Below are 16,665 nucleotides of genomic sequence, written 5' to 3'. Positions count from 1 at the left end.
CAGGGGATCCGTCGGGCCGGTCAGTGGCAGGGGAAGGCGAAGCTGTGGCGGCCGTCATGCGCCGCGTCGTGGATGGCCTGGGAGTTGGCGAAACCGGCTCCCCAGACCAGGAAGAGGCCCAGCAGCAGGGCCAGCATCCCCGCCGTGGCGCGCTCGACGCCCGATACACTCTGAGCGACCTGTGTCCGCTGCTGCATGATCCGCTCCATGACCGGCTTTCGGACCACGTGGCCCGCCGCACGCTGTCGCCTTAGCGACATATTCCACACTGGACAATCCATGCCCGCCTGCCGCTTGTGCGGAGCCGGCCCCAGCGAAGTTAGCGCCAAGGCCGGCTGGAGGCCATTTCCTTGACGCTGCTGGTCGTCGCCACCTTTCTCGCCGTCTATGCGGGCATGGCGCTGGGTCGCTGGCCGGGCCTGCGGATCGACCGCACCGGTATCGCGCTGCTGGGCGCCATCGTGCTGTTCGCGACCGAGGTGGTGTCGCCCGAACGGGTGCTGGCGGCGATCGACTTCCCGACGCTGGTGATCCTGTTCGGCCTGATGGTGCTCTCGGCGCAGTTCGCGGCCGCGGGCTTCTATGACCGGGTCGCCTGGACGGTCGCCGCGACCAAAGCGAGCCCGGCCGCCATCCTGGCCGTCGTGGTGGTGGTGCCGGGTATCCTGTCCGCGGTGCTGGCCAACGACGTGGTGGTCTGGGCGATCACGCCGCTCCTCTGCCAGGGGCTCCTGGCCCGCGGGCTGGACCCCAGGCCCTATCTGATCGCACTCACCGGGGCGGCCAATGCCGGCTCGGCCGCGACGCTGATCGGCAACCCGCAGAACATCCTGATCGGCTCGGTGGGCGGGCTGGAATTCTGGGACTTCGCCGCCGCCTGCACTCCGCCGGCCCTGGCCGGGCTCGTGGCGGTGTGGCTGGTGGTGCGCTGGCAGTGGCGCGCGGCGCTGGTCGAGCGGCCGGCCGAGGCAGGGATGGTGGCGCGCGAGCCGGTGGCGCGGCCGCCGGTGGCGCGCGGGGCGATGGTCAAGGCGCTGTTCTGGACGGCGGTGCTGCTCGCGGGCTTCACCACCCCGATCCCGCACATCTCCACCGTGCTGGTGGTGGCGGGAGCGCTCCTGGTCAGCCGGCGGATGGCGACCCGGCAGCTGCTGGGCCTGGTGGACTGGCACCTGCTGGTCCTGTTCGGCGGGCTGTTCGTGGTGACCGCGGCCCTGGCCGATACCGGGCTGCCGGCGATCGCCATCGCCCGGCTGGAGGAGATGGGCCTGCTGCCCGACCGGCTGGCGGTACTCGCTCCTTTGGCGCTGCTCGGCAGCAACACGATCGGCAACGTGCCGATCGTCATGCTGATCCTGGGCATCCTGCCGGACCTGCCGGACGGCGCGCTCTACGCCCTGGCCTCGCTCTCGACGCTGGCCGGCAACTTCCTGATCATCGGCAGCCTCGCCAACATCATCACGGTCGAGCGCGCCGCCGAGGCCGGGGTGCGCTTGGGCTTCCTGGACCATGCCAGAGCCGGGATCCCGATGACCCTGCTGTCCCTGGCGGCCGCAGCCTCCTGGCTCTGGCTTGCAGGCTACGTCATGATGTGATCGTTCCGGTCCTGGTCCCGCCGAACCCGGCAGGGGCCGGCCCCATCAGTGCAGAGGCTAAGGATGCTCACCAAGGATCTCGCCACCGCTCCGAACGATCTCGAGAGCTTCTGGATGCCGTTCACGGCCAACCGCGACTTCAAGAAGAACCCGCGGATGCTCGTGAAGGCCGAGGGCCTGCACTACACCACCCAGGACGGCCGCAAGCTGCTCGACGCCACGGCGGGCCTGTGGTGCGTCAATGCCGGCCATGCCCATCCCAAGATCGTGGCGGCGATCCAGAACCAGGCGGCCGATCTCGACTTCGCGCCGCCCTTCCAGTGGGCGCATCCCAAGTCGTTCGAGCTGGCCTCGCGCCTGGCGCACCTGTTCCCAGGGGACCTGGACCACGCCTTCTTCACCAATTCCGGCTCGGAATCGGTCGACACGGCGCTCAAGATCGCGCTGGCCTACCACCGCGCCAAAGGGCAGGGCACCCGCACCCGGCTGATCGGCCGCGAGCGCGGCTATCACGGCGTGGGCTTCGGCGGCATCTCCGTCGGCGGCATGGTCAAGAACCGGATGTATTTCGGCGCCATGCTGGCGGGCGTCGACCACCTGCCGCACACCTACAGCCTGGAGCACCAGGCCTACAGCAAGGGCCAGCCCGAGTGGGGCGCGCACCTGGCCGACGACCTGGAGCGGCTGGTGGCGCTGCACGACGCGTCGAACATCGCGGCGGTGATCGTGGAGCCGGTGGCGGGCTCGACCGGCGTGCTGGCCCCGCCGGTGGGCTACCTGCAGAAGCTGCGCGAGATCACGAAGAAGCACGGCATCCTGCTGATCTTCGACGAGGTGATCACCGGCTATGGCCGGCTCGGCAAGTCGTCGGGTGCCGAATATTTCGGCGTGCAGCCGGACATGATCACCACGGCCAAGGGCCTGACCTCGGCCACCATCCCCATGGGTGCGGTGATGGTGTCCAAGGAGATCTACGACACCTTCATGAACAACGGCGGGCCGGAGCGGGCGATCGAGCTGTTCCACGGCTACACCTACTCGGCGCACCCGGTCGCCTGTGCTGCGGCACTCGCCACGCTGGATGTCTACAAGGAGGAGGGCGTGTTCGAGAACGCCGCCGCCCTGGAGAGCTACTGGGGCGATGCGGTCCATTCGCTGAAGGGCAAGCGCAACGTCATCGACATCCGCACCATCGGCATCATGGCCGCGGTCGAGCTGGCGCCGCGCCCGGGTGCGCCGGCCGAGCGGGCCTATGACGCGATGGTGGAAGGCTACGAGAAGGGCATCATGCTGCGCGTCACCGCCGACACGATCGCCATGTCGCCGCCGCTGGTGCTGACCAAGGCCCATATCGACGAGATCGTCGACAAGCTGGTTGCGGTGCTCGACGCGGTGGAATGACCGGCTGCCGGCCGGCGCCGATGAGGTGCTGGCCGGCTTGAGCGACATGCGAGCGGGCGTCTTCCACATGCCTAATGTGGGCTTGTGGAGGCGCACGGCCGCGAGATTTCGGCTATCTGTTGGAATGATTAACTTTACGTAACGTGTAGAAACTGCCAAGCGTCCGCCACCAACCCTCAGGCTCTGCCGGGAGTGAAGCATGGCGACGATCTCTGGTACGCAGGGCCCGGACACGTTGGTGGGCACTGCGCTCGCCGACATCATCGACGGTCGCGAAGGAGACGATCGGCTGTACGGCGCTGCCGGCAATGACCGCCTCTATGGCAGTGTTGGGAATGACTTCATCAAGGCCGGTGCCGGGGACGATTTTGTCCTTGGTGGTGATGGGAACGACCGTATCTACGGCAATGAGGGTGACGATCTGATCCACGGTGGTCTCGGCAATGACTATGTCGAAGGTGGGTTGGGCAATGACACCATCTTCGGCAATGCCGGCGACGATACAGTCTTCGATCCAGGTGGCCGCAACTATCTTTATGGCGGCGACGGCAATGATACGCTCTCCGGCAGCGGTGAACTGCGCGGCGGACAGGGCGACGACAACATCAACGGCGGTGTCGGATCAGGCATCCTGTTTGGTGATGCCGGTGACGACTATCTGAAGGGCGGCGACGGCAACGACGAGTTGCGGGGCGGTATCGGCAACGACACGCTGCAGGGTGGCGTCGGCGACGACATCATGTTCGGCGGTGCTGGACGGGATTTCCTCATCGGCACCGACGAGGGCAGCCTTGGCGATGACATCCTGGTGGGTGGTCCAGAGATGGACGTGTATAGCTGGTACATCGGTGATGCCAGCCACAGCGTCGGCAATGACCTGATCGTCGACAGCGTCGGCGGCTTCAGGCTGCTTCTGCCCGATGACATCGATCCGCTCGACAGCAATGGCGACGGCATCGTCAATGGCGATGACGCTCTCGCCAGCATCATTGATGCGACCTACGGCGGTACCACGGCTGAATCGCTTCAGTTTGCCGTGCAGAACAGCACTGGCGGCGGCACCGTCACCCTGTTCAACATCACTTCCTTCTCGACCAGCCTGATCTTCACGACGGTGGAGGATGCGCTGACATGAGGAAGCGAGCGGGCATCTGACCCGCTCGCCGCACTTTCCCGGCCCCTTCAGGCGCCCCGATGCATGTCAGGAGAGACGGGCGCGCCGGCCTGGGTTGCCGGCGCTCGCTCAGACCTCCACCTCGCTCCCGTCCTGCGACCAGCGGGTGTGGAAGCTGCCGTCCTTGTCGAAGCGGCGGTAGGTGTGCGCGCCGAAATAGTCGCGCAGGCCCTGGAGCAGGTTGGCGGGGCCGCGGGAGCGGCGCAGGCCGTCGTAATAGGCCAGGGACGAGGCGAAGGCCGGGACGGCGACGCCGTTCTGGATCGCCAGGACCACCACGTCGCGCCAAGCCTTCTCCGCCTTCAGCACGCCGTCGCGGAAATAGGGCTGGAGCAGGAGGCTGGGGGCGCCGCCGTGCTCGGCATAGCCTTCCTTGATCCGGTCGAGGAAGGCGGCGCGGATGATGCAGCCGCCGCGCCAGATCGTGGCGATCGTGCCGAGGTCGAGGTTCCAGTCATAGGTCCTGGATGCGACCTCGAGCTGCTCGAAGCCCTGGGCGTAGGCGACGATCTTCGACGCATAGAGCGCGTCGCGGATCATCCCGATCTCGGTCGGGCCGGCCTTCTTCCCGGCGGGCTTGATCTCGCCGAGCGCCTTGGCGGCAGCGGCGCGCTGGACGGGGCGGCCGGAAAGGGCGCGGGCGTAGACGGCCTCGGTGATCGCGGTGATCGGCACGCCCAGGTCGAGGGCGGACTGGGCGGTCCAGCGGCCGGTCCCCTTCTGCTCGGCCTCGTCGCGGATCAGGTCGACCAGGGCCTGGCCAGTGGCGGCGTCCTGCTTGGCGAGGACGATCGCGGTGATCTCGATCAGGTAGGAATCGAGGTCGCCGGTGTTCCAGGAGGCGAACACCTCGCCGATCTCGGCAGCACCCATGCCATAGACCGTGCGCATCAGGTCGTAGGCCTCGGCGATGAGCTGCATGTCGGCATATTCGATGCCGTTATGCACCATCTTCACGTAATGGCCGGCACCGTCCGGGCCCATATAGGCGCAGCAGGGCGTGCCATCGACCGAGACCGCCATCTTGGTGACCATGGGCGCGATGCGGTCCCAGGCGGAGCGAGCACCACCCGGCATCATGGAGGGGCCTTCCAGGGCACCTTCCTCGCCGCCCGAGATGCCCATGCCGACGAACAGGATGCCCCGCTCGGCGAGATCGCGCTCGCGGCGGCGGGTGTCGCTGAACAGGGCGTTGCCGCCGTCCACGATGATGTCGCCCTTCTCCATGAGCGGGATGAGCTCGTTGATCACCGCGTCGGTCGGCTGGCCGGCCTTGACCATGATGATCACCACCCGGGGCTTGGCCAGCGAGCCGACGAATTCCTGCATCGAGCTGCTGCCGACGAAGTTCCCCTCGTGGCCGTGCTCGGCGAGCAACCGCTCGGTCTTCTCGTTGCTGCGGTTGTGCACGGCGACCTTCAGGCCCTTGCGCGCCGCGTTGCGGGCGAGGTTGGCACCCATGACCGCAAGGCCGGTGACGCCGAGATCCGCTAGCTCCGACATGTGACTCCTCCCAATCCAACCCAATCAGACGACCATCCGGCCCGGCTCCAGCGCCAGGGCAGCGGTGCGGCGCGCATCCAGGCGGGCGCGCCGGTCCTGCTGCATCCGCGCCACCTTGCGGCGCAGCGGCCAGTAAACCCCGAAATAGCCCAGCACGGCGAGGGGCGTGCTGCCGGCCGTGAGCGGCAGCAGCAGCGCCTCGCCCTCGTGCAGCAGATAGTTCCAGGTCAGCGAGTCGAGCGGCGGCAGGCCCACCGCGCTGTCGCCCAGGATCAGCCGGCCGAGCTGGTAGTCGGCGATCAGCACGAGCGGCAGGGTCCAGGGATTGTTCAGCAGCGTGAAGGCCAGGGCCAGAGGCGCACTGACCCTGAGAACCCGCGCCAGCACCACCGCGATCATGAAATGGAGGCCGAACCAGGGGGTGAGTGCCAGTGCCACGCCCAGGGCCACGCCGCCTGCCAGATAGTGCGGCGAGCCGCCCATCCGGCCGATCCGCTGGATCCGGTAGCGCATGGCGCGGCGCAGGCCGGTGCGCGGCAGCACGGCCATGCGGGTGCGCTCCCAGAAGCCCGGGCGCCGGCTGCGCGCGAACAGCAAGCGCTCAGGCCTTGGGCTGGCCCGGTCGCGAGCCCGGCTTGACCGGCGGGATCGCCTGGAGCTCCGGCGGGAGCTGGTCGGCCTGGTAGGTTGGCAGGTCCAGCGCCATCAAGGCGAGGTGCGGCACGCCGAGGTCGGCGCGGCCGCCCGAGCGGTCGACCAGGCAGGCCGCGGCCACGACCTGGCCGCCCTCGGCGCGGATCACCTCCATGCATTCCTTGGTCGACATGCCGGTGGTGACCACGTCCTCGGCGACCACGACCCTGGCACCTGGCGGGATCGCAAAGCCGCGGCGCAGGGTGAAGCTTCCATCGACGCGCTCGGTGAAGATCGAGGGCACGCCCAGTGCTCTCGCCAGCTCATGGCCCACCAGGATGCCGCCCATGGCGGGCGCCACCACCAGGTCGACCTCGATGCCGGCCAGCTTCGCGGCCAGCGCCTTGGCCAGGCGCTCGGCGCGCGCCGGGTCCATCAGCACGCGGGCGCACTGCAGGTAGACGGGGCTGCGCAGGCCGGAGGTCAGGATGAAATGGCCGCGCAGCAGCGCGCCTGCCGCCTCGAATTCCGCCATGACCGCTGCTTGATCCATCGGACCCGTTTCCCGTTGCTCTGCCCGCCGCGCTTGGACCACGAAATCACGCCATCGCGCCAGAGGGCTCGTCCATTGTGGCCATCGCTTCCTCGTCCCCGGCCACCATCTCGGCCGGCCCGAGCACGCCCTTGAAGCTCGGCCGGTGGTGCGGGGTGGGGCCAAGCTCCAGCAGGGCCTTGCGGTGGAATTCGGTGGGGTAGCCGGCATGGCGCTCGAAGCCGTAGCCCGGCCAGCGCAGGGCCAGGCGCGCCATCGCGCGGTCGCGCACCACCTTGGCGACGATCGAGGCGGCGGCGATGCAGTCGACCAGCGCGTCGCCCTTCACGATCGCCTCGGCCGGCAGGTCGAGCGCGTCCGGCACCCGGTTGCCGTCGACCAGGAGCCGGGCCGGGCGGACCGGCAGCCGCGCCACCGCCCGGCGCATCGCCAGCATCGAGGCGTGGAAGATGTTGAGCCGGGTGATCTCGCGCACCGAGGCGGCACCCAGCGCCACGATCGCCTGCTCGCGCAGGATGGCGGCGAGGCGCTGGCGCTCGGCGGCGCGCAGGGCCTTGCTGTCGGCCAGGCCTTCCACCGGCGCTGGCAGGATCACCGCGCAGGCGACCACCGGGCCGCACAAGGGCCCGCGGCCGACCTCGTCCACGCCGGCGATCATGACCGGCCCGCCGCCCGTGATCCTCAACGGATGGCCTCCGCGAAGGCCGGGGCGAGCATGATCCGGCCGACCTCCAGCCCGGCCACGTTGCGGATCGGCTTTTCGCCGAAGGCTGCAAGGGCGCCAGGCTCGGCGCCGTCCAGCCAGCCGAGCCGGCCGAGTGCCCCCAGCAGCATCGCCTCGGCGGCACGGGTGGCACCGTCCACCGCCTTCAAGGCCAGGCCCTGGCCGGTGCGGCGGTTGCCGGCGAGGAAGATGCCCTCGGCCCCGGTCTTGGCGACGATCCAGGGGGCGGCCTGCATCAGCGCGGTGCAGAGCCGGCCGGTGCCGGCTACTAGGTCGGGATGGGCGGTCATCGCATTGGCGATCCGGCGCAGGGCCGCGGCACGGGCCGGGAACAGGCGGTCGGGACAGGCGAGGCGGGCGGCGGCGCCGGCCAGCGCATCGAGCGGGATCGGCCAGGACGGCACGCCGCAGCCGTCGATCCCGGGTGCGGGCAGGGGATCGATCCCGGTCAGCTCGCGCAGCACCTGGTCGACCCGGCGCTGCACCGGATGGTCGCGCTGGAGATACGTCGTGAGCGGTGCCTGGAGCTGGCGGGCTGTCATCAGCATCCCGGCATGCTTGCCCGAGCAGTTGTTGCACAAGGGCGAGGGCGGCTGCCCGGCCAGGAGGCGCTGCCTCTGGGCGTCCGGGAAGAGCGGCGGGTGGCTGCCGCAGCGCAAGTCGGTCTCGGCAAGGCCGGCCCGTGCCAGCCACGCCCTGACCCGCGCGACGTGGCGGGTCTCGCCGTTGTGCGAGGCGCAGGCGAGCGCCAGGTCGGCGGCATCGCCGCCCGATGCGTCCAGGGCCCCGGTCTCCACCAGGGGCACGGCCTGGAACGACTTGATCGCCGAGCGGGGGAAGACCGGCTCCGCGACATCGCCCAGCGCCAGCGCGAGCCGCCCGGTGCGGTCGGTGACCGCCAAGCGGCCGCGATGGCGGCTCTCGATATGGCCGCCGCGGGTCACCAGCACCGCGACCGGATCGTCCACCCTGTTCCTCCGATGCCGAAGCCAACATGCACGCGGCTGTGCGCGTGGCATGGGCCGGGCGGCGGCGCAAGCCTCGGGCGGCGGCGCGCGGGGGACCTGCGCCGGGAGCAGGGCAGACCCGCTCCTACGGGATTGTCACTGGTCCGAAGGTAACTTGTGCCCCAGTTTCCGGATGAAGCAGGTGTGACACTCCAATCTCCGGAAATAAGTATGACAAGCATGGAACGGCGGCATTTTCTCGGGGGCCTGCTTGGCCTTTCCACCGCGGCTGCATTGCCGTCCCTGAGCCAGCCTGCGGCTGCTGCCTCGAAGTTCCCCGTCTGGCAGTGCATGCGCTGGGACAAGCTGCCCGGCAGCTTCAGCGCCTGCGGCATGCGCAACATGACGATCTTCTACGAATCGGCGCTGGTGACCAACAAGGCGGTGGACCTGAAGAAGCTGGACAAGGTCGCGGCCCAGATCCGCTCGGCCAGGCCCGCCATCGTCACGCTCGACATCGAGTGCTGGGACCCGGCCACGGCGTCGGGGCGGGACAAGCTGATCCGCTCGATCGAGCGGATCCGCTCCAAGATCCCGAGCTCGGTGAAGCTCGGCTACTGGGGGATCATGCCGGGCTATGCCTATCCGGACTATGTGGCCGGTGGCAGCCGGCTCGCCCGGCAGCGCAGCGCCAACAACGCGATGCGCCCGCTGGCCGCCAAGTGCGACTGGATCATGCCCTCGCTCTACACCTATGACGGCAACCGGACGCGCTGGGCGAAGTTCGCGGACATCATCCTCGCGGAGGCCAATGCCTACGGCAAGCCGGTGATGCCCTGGGTCTGGCCGCAGTTCCACGACCAGTCGCCGGACAAGAGCCTGCGCTACAAGCTGATCCCGGGCGGCTTCTTCCGCAGCGAGCTGGAGAAGGCCCGGGCCAAGGCGGATGCGGTCTGCCTGTGGGGCACGCGGGTGGCGCAGAGCGGCGGCCCGATCCAGCGCCTGACCTGGCAGCCCAATGCAAGCTGGTGGCGGGAGACGCAGGTCTTCCTCAAGGCAACCGGAAATGCATCGAAGAGTTGCAAACTCTAATGGCATAGATTGTATTGCGGCCGCTCCATGCGGGGCGGCCGGTCACCCGCCCGGTTGATGTGCCGGCTATCTGCGGGCAAGACCTGACCAATTACCGGAAATCGATGTCGTCGTGGCGGCCCTGCGGGGACGATCGACCGGTTCTCTATTCTGGAAAGCGGCAATGCAGCGACGAGATTTCCTGGCCGGGATGGTCGCCACCCCCACGGCGCCGGCGCTCACCAGCCTCCTGTCCGACCTGCGCGGCGGCCGGCCGGCGCCCAGCCCGACGCCGACGCCGACGCCGACGCCCCCGCCCAACCCGACGCCGGCTCCCACACCTACGCCCACGCCCGACAAGAAGAACTTCATCGTCTGGGAGTGCATGCGCTGGAACAACGGCCCGGCCAGCCTGGCCGGCTGCGGCATGCCGCGCATGCCGATCTACTACCAGAACGCGCTGATCACCGGCGAGGAGCCGGACTACGGGAAGCTCGACAAGGTCATCGCCGACATCAAGGCGAAGAACCACAAGATGGTGACGCTGGACGTGGAGCGCTGGAACGCCGCATCCGATCGCGAGCGGCCCAAATACATGCGGCTGATGGACTATGTCCGCGAGCGCGTCCCGGCCGACACCAAGCTCTCGCTCTACGGGATCATGCCCAAGCCCCGCTATGCCGACTATGTGAAGGGCGGCGAGCGGCTGGCCTACCAGCGCAGCGAGAACGAGAAGATGCGCCCGCTGGCCGCCAAGTGCGACTGGATCATGCCGATGTTCCACGCCTATGAGGCCAACCGGGCGAACTGGGCGAAGTTCGCCCGGACGATCATCAACGAGGCCCGGATCTACAACAAGCCGGTGATGCCGTGGCTCTGGCCGCAGTATCACGACCTGGCCAAGCCGGAATCGCTGCGCGGCCAGCTCCTGCCCGGCGCGTTCTTCCGCGAGCAGCTCGATATCGCCTACGAGCTGGCCGACAGCATGTGCCTGTGGGGCACGCTGATCGTGAAGCCGGACGGCACGCGGCTGCGCGCCGACTGGAACAGCCAGTCGCCCTGGTGGCTGCACACGAAGGCCTTCCTCCAGGAAAAGGGTCGGAAGGCCTGCGCGATCTGAGCGGACGGCCGGGCAGGGGTGCCCGGCCGTTGCCTTTTCAGGAGGCGGTCAGGCCGCCTGCAGCTTGTCCATCGCGTCGTCCAGGCCCGACCAGAGCCGGTCGAACAGCTGGTCGATCTCGGCCTCGTTGATGATCAGCGGCGGGCAGATGCCGATCGCATCGAACGGCAGGCCGCGCAGGATCAGGCCGTGCGGCAGGCAGGCATTGACCGCGGTGACCGAGGCCTTGGCCGCGGCCGGGAACTGCTCGCGGGTCGCCTTGTCCTTGACCAGCTCGACCGCACCGATCAGGCCCACGCCGCGCGCCTCGCCGACCAGCGGGTGCTGCTCCATGGCCTTGAGGCGCTTCATGAAGTGCGGGGCGACCGACTGGACGTGGCCCAGCGTGTCCTCCTCCTCGTAGATCTTCAGCGTTTCCAGGGCGACCGCCGCCGCGACCGGATGGCCGCCATAGGTGTAGCCCATGCCGATATTGCCGAGCTCGGCCGAGCGGTCGGCCAGCACCTGGTAGAACTCGTCGCTCATCAGCAGGCCCGCGATCGGCAGGTAGGCCGAGGAGAGCTGCTTGGCGACGGTCATCAGGTCCGGCTGGATGCCGTAGGTCTGCGAGCCGAACATCTGCCCGGTCCGGCAGAAGCCGCAGATCACCTCGTCGGCCACGAACAGGATGTCGTGCTTCTTCAGGATCGGGAGGATCTTGGGGAAGTAGCTGTCCGGCGGGACGATCACGCCGCCAGCACCCTGCACCGGCTCGGCGACGAACGCGGCGATCGTGTCGGCGCCATGCTCCTGGATCAGGTCCTCCAGCTCCTGGGCGAGCCGGTCGGTGAACTGCTCCTCGGTCTCGCCCTGCTGGCCCTCACGGTACAGGGTCGGCGGGGTGACGTTCAGGAACCGGTCGGCCATCGGCAGGTCGAAGCCCTTGCGGGCATATTCCAGTGCTGTCAGGTGGCCCGCTGCCAGCGTGATGCCATGGTAGGCGCGCCGGCGGCTGATGATCTTCTTCTTCTCGGGCCGGTCCTTGGCGTTGTTGTAGTACCAGATCAGCTTGATCGCGGTGTCGATCGCCTCGGATCCGGAATTGACGAACCAGACCTTGGTCAGGCTGTCCGGGGCCATCGCCAGCAGCTTCTCGCCCAGCTCGATCACCGGCGTGGTCGAGCGGTGCGCGAACTGGTGCGAATAGGGCATGACCTCCATCTGGCGGCGCGCCGCCTCGACCAGCCGCTTGTTGTCGAAGCCCAGCGCCGCGCACCACAGGCCGGCCAGGCCTTCGATGTACTGCTTGCCGTCATCGTCCTCGACCCAGACACCCTTGCCCTTGGTGATCACCAGCGGGCCCTGCTTCTCGTGAACGCGCAGGTTCGTGTAGGGATGGATCAGATAGGCGATGTCGCGGGCCGCGAGCGAATTCGGCGCGTGGGTCGATGCTTGGGTCATGATGGCGGCGTTCCATGAAGCCAACGGGATTGGCCTTCATGGTAGGGCCCGCGGCGGGCCAGGGCCACCCCCGCCGGCGGCGGCCTTGTCCCGCACTTGCACATGGCCGGTTGGGCATTATCTGGCAGGTGCCAGTCCGGAGGGGGATCGATGATCGGGCAGATCGAGCGGCCAGGCAGCCGCGTTGCGCCACCAGCCGCCGCCACCGGCCCGCTGCCACCGGGCCATCCGCCCGTCCTCCGCGAGAAGATCGGGGTGATCCTGTCCAATCTCGGCACGCCGGACGGGACCAGCTACTGGCCGATGCGCCGCTATCTGTCGGAGTTCCTGTCCGACCGCCGCGTGATCGAGAAGCCGTTCCTGCTCTGGCAGGCTCTGCTCCAGGGCGTGATCCTGACCAAGCGGCCCGGCCGCAAGGGCAAGGACTACGAGACCATCTGGAACAAGGAGCTGGACGAGGGGCCGCTCAAGACGGTGACCCGCTCCCAGGCCGAGAAGGTCCAGGCGGTCCTGGCCGAGCGCTACCCGAACGTGGTCGTCGATTTCGGGATGCGCTACGCCAACCCGGCCCTGCCGGCGGTGGTGGAGCGGCTGTTCCGCCAGGGCTGCACCCGGCTGGTCCTCCTGCCGCTCTACCCGCAATACAGCGCCGCCACGACCGCCACCGGCTGCGACGTGGTGTTCAAGAAGCTCATGAACATGCGCTGGCAGCCGGCCCTGCGCACGGCACCGCCCTATCACGACCATCCGGGCTATGTCCGGGCGATCGCCGACAGCATCCGCGACCATCTGGCCGGGCTGGACTGGCAGCCGGACAAGCTGGTGATGAGCTTCCACGGGATGCCCAAGGAGTACCTCCTGCGCGGCGACCCCTATCATTGCCAGTGCCACAAGACCGCGCGGCTGGTGTTCACCGAGCTGGGGCTGGAGCCGGAGCGGACCCAGGTTTGCTTCCAGTCGCGCTTCGGGCCGGACGAGTGGCTGCAGCCCTATCTGGACGAGACCATGGCCGCCCTGCCCAAGCAGGGCGTGAAGAAGGTCGCGGTGATCTCGCCGGGCTTCTCGGTCGACTGCCTGGAGACGCTGGAGGAGATCGAGGGCGAGAACCGCGAGATCTTCACCCATGCAGGCGGCGAGCAGTTCACCTACATCCCCTGCCTGAACGACGGTGACGCGGGCATCCGGCTGATCGTCGAACTGGTCGAGCGCGAGCTGGCTGGCTGGGTGTAAGCCGGGCCGACTGGCCGGCTCCCGGAGCGGCGTTCCGGCCAGCGCGCGGCTGCCATTCCCGGAAGGCAGCCGCGCTTGGCCGCCAGCGTCACCACTAGCTGAATCTGACAAGTAGCCACAGGAGCCGAGTCGAGATCGCGAGCTGACCTCCGAGTAGGTTGCGCCACATCGAATGATGACGTACTCTTAACGTTATTTTCATCATGTCGATGGATGAGGCCACCACCGCAGGACAGTTCCATGGCCAGCATCAATGGTACCAGCGGCGCAGAGTCGCTGCGCGGGACGACCGGCGCGGACGTCATCTGGGCGCGCGGCGGCAACGACACCGTAAGAGGCCTTGCCGGCAATGACCGCCTGTATGGCGAGGCCGGCAACGACTCGCTCTACGGTGGTGACGGCAACGACCGCATGGGTGGTGGCCTGGGCGACGACCGGCTGTTCGGCGACGGCGGCAATGACACGCTGTTTGGCGATGCCGGCCGCGACTATCTCTGGGGTGGCGCCGGGAACGACGACCTGGCCGGCGGGGCCGGCAACGATGTCCTACGGGGTAATTCCGGCGACGACATCCTGCGCGGGGATGGCGGCAACGACCTGCTGGAAGGTGGCGCCGGCAACGACCTGTTCTACGGCGGGACCGGGTCCGACCGGTTCCTCGGTGGCGACGGGATCGACACGGTCTCGTTCGTCCACGAGTCGTATGGCGTCTTCGTGCACATGGTCGGCAACTATGCGGCCAATGGCGATCCCGAGATGGTCGACCCCACGATCGTGGAGCGGCTCGAAGGCGTGGAGCGGGTGCGCGGCAGCAACCACGACGACCTGATGTTCGCCCAGATCGAGGACGGCTTCCCCATTACCTGGGACAATCCGCTGGCGTTCTTCGGCCTGGGCGGCAACGACCGCATCGTCGGCGGCAGTGCCGGCGACGAGCTGGAAGGCAATGACGGCAACGACTTCATCAGCGGCGACGCAGGCAACGACGTCCTGCGGGGCGGCAATGGCGACGACGTGCTGGAAGGCGGTGCCGGCAACGACCTGTTTTATGGCGAGGCAGGCGCCGACACGTTCATCGGCGGGGATGGGATCGACACGGTCTCCTATGCCGGCGAAGCGCGCGGAGTCTTCGTTCATCTGGCCTCGGCCTATGCGCCTGGCTCCTGGCCGGAACTCGAAGAGACACTGACCTACGAGTCGCTGACGGGCGTGGAACGGGTGCGGGGTACGGCGCATGACGATGCCCTGCGCGGCGTCATCTCGAGCGAGGAGGAACTGAACACGCCCATCGCCCTGTTCGGCCTGGGCGGCAACGATTCCATCACCGGCGGGTTCTCCGGTGACGAACTGGAAGGCAACGACGGCAACGACTTCATCGACGGCAAGATCGGCAACGACCAGGTCAACGGCGGCGCAGGGGCCGACCTGCTGGAGGGGGGCTTCGGCAAAGGCGACGACCGCCTGACGGGCGGCAGCGGGAGCGATACCTTCCGCTACCTGGTCAACCGTCATGGGGATGAGCCGGACGATCCTCCGAACTTCAATCCGGACAATACCGGCGCCGACACCATCACCGACTTCCGTCCGGGCGAGGACAAGCTCGTCTGGAGCGCCCGCGCCGAGGGCAGCGGCAGCGTAGTGTCCTATGCCCAGGGCGCGTTGTTCGACGTGCTGGACACCAACGGCGACGGCGAGATCAGCGGGCTGGACCAGTTTGCCGACAGCAAGCTGGTCGAAGGTGTGCGCAGCCTGGTGATTGACTTTTCAGCGCTCCTCAACGCCACGCTGCCGCCGGGCGACGACCTGAAGGGCACGTTGAGCGGCGACCGTCTCACCCTGCTTGGCGTGAACAGCCTGGATGCTCAGGACATCGCGATCGGGTAGCGACGGTGCTGGGCCCTCAGTGCCGCTGCTCGCCGGTCATGGCCACCACCCTGCCGTCCTGGAGGGTGAAGGTCCTGGTACTGAAGCCGGAGCAGAAGCCGGCCGCCTTGCTGGACCGCTTGCCGTCGCGCCAGTAGTAGCGGGTTTGGACCACCAGCCGGTCGGACGTGTCCTCGAGCACGTCGGCCTGGGTCACCTGCATCGAAGGGCTGATGCAGCGGGCACCTTCCTCCCAGGCATGCGCCCGGTAATAGGCTTCGATGGCGGCGACGGCGTCCGGATGGTCGGGCAGCGGCGGCTGCAGGATGCTGCAGCCGACCAGCGCCGCCAGCGCCGCTGCCGCCAGCCAGGGTCGCATGTTCATCCGGGTCGTACCTCGTAGCTGAACGCGTTCCTGTGGGCAGGTTTGCCCTGATCCGGGCTGGCTGGGAAGGCATCTGGCCCCGGCGCCTGATCGATACGGAATGATCGGATCCGGCTGCCTCGCCCAGAACGGCGTGGGCTGCCGGCCTAGCCGATGGCGTCGGCCGGTTGCGGATCGTGCTGCGCTTCGTTCCCGCCGGGCCAAGCGCGCATTGCCGCGTCGACGGTGGCCAGCAGCTCGTCCCGGCTGGCCCCGTCGCGCGCCTGGATCGTCATGCCCTGCGCCACGGTCTGGTAGAAGGTGGCGAGGGCTGAAATGTCGGTGCCATCAGGCAGCTCGCCTTCCGCCAGCGCCTGGTTCAGCCGGTCGCACAGCCGCTGCAGCGACGCCTTGCGCCGCCGGGTGAGCTCCTCGGCCAGATGGCTGAACTCCTCGCCGCAATTCATCGCCGAGGTTACCGCCATGCAGCCGCGCGGCAGGTCCGGGCGGGTCAGCCGGTCGGCCGTGGCGCGCAGTACCGCCAGGACCGCAGCACGGGCGCTCGGCGCCTGGGCCATGATCTGGGCAGCGGAGCTCAGCACGTCGCCCTGGTAGCGATCGAGCGCCTCCAGGAACAGCCGCTCCTTGTCGCCGAACGCGGCGTACAGGCTGGGCGGGCTGATGCCCATGGCCAAGGTCAGGTCGGCGATCGAGGTTCCGGCATAGCCCTGGCGCCAGAACAGCAGCATGGCCTGCTCGAGTGCCGCGGCACGGTCGAACGAACGGGGCCGCCCGCGTCGCTTCAGGCAGGAATCGTCGGGATGGGTCATGATGGACGATAGATTGGCGCCGCATGGACCGTGAGCAAGGTCCGGCACCCGGGCGGGGGCGCAACGGCGGGAAGTGATATTTGTCACCATCCCCAGGGTTTGACGTGCATTTATCGCTGCCCATTTCGTAGCAACTGATACAGAACCTGGGAAATCATCATGCCCGAGGCTATCGTTGCCAGCCCTGACCTGGGCCGGCCTCGGAGGCTGCATGCCG

16 protein-coding genes are annotated in these 16,665 nt (G+C 68.3%); 7 read left to right on the top strand and 9 right to left on the bottom strand.

The features are described from left to right. Window positions 1-20 precede the first annotated feature (20 nt). Complete coding sequence (locus tag HLA95_RS04790; protein ID WP_191062401.1) at window positions 21-197, bottom strand: CbtB domain-containing protein; 177 nt, start codon at window positions 195-197, stop codon at window positions 21-23. Window positions 198-350: 153 nt separating this feature from the next. Between HLA95_RS04790 and HLA95_RS04785 the strand changes: the two genes are divergently transcribed. The 3 genes from HLA95_RS04785 (at window position 351) to HLA95_RS04775 (ending at window position 4,131) form a co-directional block, all read left to right on the top strand. Then, complete coding sequence (locus HLA95_RS04785) at window positions 351-1,595, top strand: anion transporter (RefSeq protein ID WP_222182625.1); 1,245 nt, start codon at window positions 351-353, stop codon at window positions 1,593-1,595. 63 nt (window positions 1,596-1,658) lie between these two features. Then, window positions 1,659-2,996 (top strand): omega-aminotransferase AptA, encoded by a 1,338-nt coding sequence (gene aptA / locus HLA95_RS04780; RefSeq protein ID WP_191060678.1) that lies wholly within the window; start codon window positions 1,659-1,661, stop codon window positions 2,994-2,996. Between the two features lie 199 nt (window positions 2,997-3,195). Continuing rightward, window positions 3,196-4,131 carry a calcium-binding protein gene (locus HLA95_RS04775; protein WP_191060677.1) on the top strand — a complete coding sequence of 312 codons (936 nt, stop codon included), beginning with the start codon at window positions 3,196-3,198 and terminating at the stop codon, window positions 4,129-4,131. A 108-nt stretch (window positions 4,132-4,239) separates the two neighbouring features. Here HLA95_RS04775 and gnd read toward each other — a convergent pair whose 3' ends face one another. From gnd to HLA95_RS04750, 5 genes are read right to left on the bottom strand one after another with little or no spacing between them, the layout of a single operon-like run. Further along, window positions 4,240-5,673 carry an NADP-dependent phosphogluconate dehydrogenase gene (gnd, locus tag HLA95_RS04770; RefSeq protein ID WP_191060676.1) on the bottom strand — a complete coding sequence of 478 codons (1,434 nt, stop codon included), beginning with the start codon at window positions 5,671-5,673 and terminating at the stop codon, window positions 4,240-4,242. Window positions 5,674-5,697: 24 nt separating this feature from the next. Continuing rightward, entirely contained in the window at window positions 5,698-6,270 is a 573-nt protein-coding gene (locus HLA95_RS04765; protein WP_222182623.1) for a DUF2062 domain-containing protein, read from the bottom strand. Window positions 6,271-6,274: 4 nt separating this feature from the next. Then, window positions 6,275-6,859, bottom strand: a complete 585-nt coding sequence (gene pyrE, locus HLA95_RS04760; RefSeq protein ID WP_222182621.1) for an orotate phosphoribosyltransferase — start codon at window positions 6,857-6,859, stop codon at window positions 6,275-6,277. Between the two features lie 46 nt (window positions 6,860-6,905). Continuing rightward, the gene (rnhB, locus tag HLA95_RS04755) at window positions 6,906-7,517 is read right to left on the bottom strand and encodes a ribonuclease HII (protein ID WP_222182679.1); all 612 of its coding nucleotides are present in this window, start codon (window positions 7,515-7,517) and stop codon (window positions 6,906-6,908) included. Window positions 7,518-7,540: 23 nt separating this feature from the next. Beyond that, entirely contained in the window at window positions 7,541-8,551 is a 1,011-nt protein-coding gene (locus tag HLA95_RS04750) for an asparaginase (RefSeq protein ID WP_322100100.1), read from the bottom strand. 330 nt (window positions 8,552-8,881) lie between these two features. On the opposite strand from HLA95_RS04750, the gene HLA95_RS04745 reads away from it, so the two are divergent. Further along, the gene (locus tag HLA95_RS04745) at window positions 8,882-9,622 is read left to right on the top strand and encodes a hypothetical protein (RefSeq protein WP_191062492.1); all 741 of its coding nucleotides are present in this window, start codon (window positions 8,882-8,884) and stop codon (window positions 9,620-9,622) included. 163 nt (window positions 9,623-9,785) lie between these two features. Beyond that, the gene (locus HLA95_RS04740) at window positions 9,786-10,721 is read left to right on the top strand and encodes a hypothetical protein (protein WP_222182616.1); all 936 of its coding nucleotides are present in this window, start codon (window positions 9,786-9,788) and stop codon (window positions 10,719-10,721) included. A gap of 48 nt (window positions 10,722-10,769) precedes the next feature. On the opposite strand, the gene HLA95_RS04735 is transcribed toward HLA95_RS04740, so the two are convergent. Continuing rightward, window positions 10,770-12,161 carry an aminotransferase gene (locus tag HLA95_RS04735; protein WP_191058846.1) on the bottom strand — a complete coding sequence of 464 codons (1,392 nt, stop codon included), beginning with the start codon at window positions 12,159-12,161 and terminating at the stop codon, window positions 10,770-10,772. A gap of 150 nt (window positions 12,162-12,311) precedes the next feature. Between HLA95_RS04735 and hemH the strand changes: the two genes are divergently transcribed. Together hemH and HLA95_RS04725 are read left to right on the top strand one after the other, a co-directional pair. Then, entirely contained in the window at window positions 12,312-13,391 is a 1,080-nt protein-coding gene (hemH, locus tag HLA95_RS04730) for a ferrochelatase (RefSeq protein WP_191058845.1), read from the top strand. A 240-nt stretch (window positions 13,392-13,631) separates the two neighbouring features. Then, window positions 13,632-15,275 (top strand): calcium-binding protein, encoded by a 1,644-nt coding sequence (locus tag HLA95_RS04725; protein ID WP_191058844.1) that lies wholly within the window; start codon window positions 13,632-13,634, stop codon window positions 15,273-15,275. Between the two features lie 16 nt (window positions 15,276-15,291). Here the strand turns inward: HLA95_RS04725 and HLA95_RS04720 are convergent, their stop codons facing one another. After that, on the bottom strand, window positions 15,292-15,639 hold the full coding sequence (locus HLA95_RS04720; RefSeq protein WP_191058843.1) for a hypothetical protein: 348 nt from the start codon (window positions 15,637-15,639) through the stop codon (window positions 15,292-15,294). 146 nt (window positions 15,640-15,785) lie between these two features. Then, on the bottom strand, window positions 15,786-16,448 hold the full coding sequence (locus tag HLA95_RS04715) for a TetR/AcrR family transcriptional regulator (RefSeq protein WP_191058842.1): 663 nt from the start codon (window positions 16,446-16,448) through the stop codon (window positions 15,786-15,788). Between the last annotated feature and the right edge of the window lie 217 nt (window positions 16,449-16,665).

The organism is Geminicoccus harenae (assembly GCF_019800005.1).
Lineage (GTDB): Bacteria > Pseudomonadota > Alphaproteobacteria > Geminicoccales > Geminicoccaceae > Geminicoccus > Geminicoccus harenae.
The sequence above is the reverse complement of the archived record's forward strand: the minus strand, read 5'-3'. Positions and strand labels throughout refer to the sequence as shown.

Coding starts and splice junctions, on each gene's coding strand:
- HLA95_RS04790 (WP_191062401.1), bottom strand. CDS start 197: ATGCAGCAGCGGACACAGGTCGCTCAGAGTGTATCGGGCGTCGAGCGC.
- aptA (WP_191060678.1), top strand. CDS start 1,659: ATGCTCACCAAGGATCTCGCCACCGCTCCGAACGATCTCGAGAGCTTC.
- HLA95_RS04775 (WP_191060677.1), top strand. CDS start 3,196: ATGGCGACGATCTCTGGTACGCAGGGCCCGGACACGTTGGTGGGCACT.
- gnd (WP_191060676.1), bottom strand. CDS start 5,673: ATGTCGGAGCTAGCGGATCTCGGCGTCACCGGCCTTGCGGTCATGGGT.
- pyrE (WP_222182621.1), bottom strand. CDS start 6,859: ATGGATCAAGCAGCGGTCATGGCGGAATTCGAGGCGGCAGGCGCGCTG.
- rnhB (WP_222182679.1), bottom strand. CDS start 7,517: ATGATCGCCGGCGTGGACGAGGTCGGCCGCGGGCCCTTGTGCGGCCCG.
- HLA95_RS04745 (WP_191062492.1), top strand. CDS start 8,882: ATGCGCTGGGACAAGCTGCCCGGCAGCTTCAGCGCCTGCGGCATGCGC.
- HLA95_RS04740 (WP_222182616.1), top strand. CDS start 9,786: ATGCAGCGACGAGATTTCCTGGCCGGGATGGTCGCCACCCCCACGGCG.
- HLA95_RS04735 (WP_191058846.1), bottom strand. CDS start 12,161: ATGACCCAAGCATCGACCCACGCGCCGAATTCGCTCGCGGCCCGCGAC.
- hemH (WP_191058845.1), top strand. CDS start 12,312: ATGATCGGGCAGATCGAGCGGCCAGGCAGCCGCGTTGCGCCACCAGCC.
- HLA95_RS04725 (WP_191058844.1), top strand. CDS start 13,632: ATGGCCAGCATCAATGGTACCAGCGGCGCAGAGTCGCTGCGCGGGACG.
- HLA95_RS04720 (WP_191058843.1), bottom strand. CDS start 15,639: ATGAACATGCGACCCTGGCTGGCGGCAGCGGCGCTGGCGGCGCTGGTC.
- HLA95_RS04715 (WP_191058842.1), bottom strand. CDS start 16,448: ATGACCCATCCCGACGATTCCTGCCTGAAGCGACGCGGGCGGCCCCGT.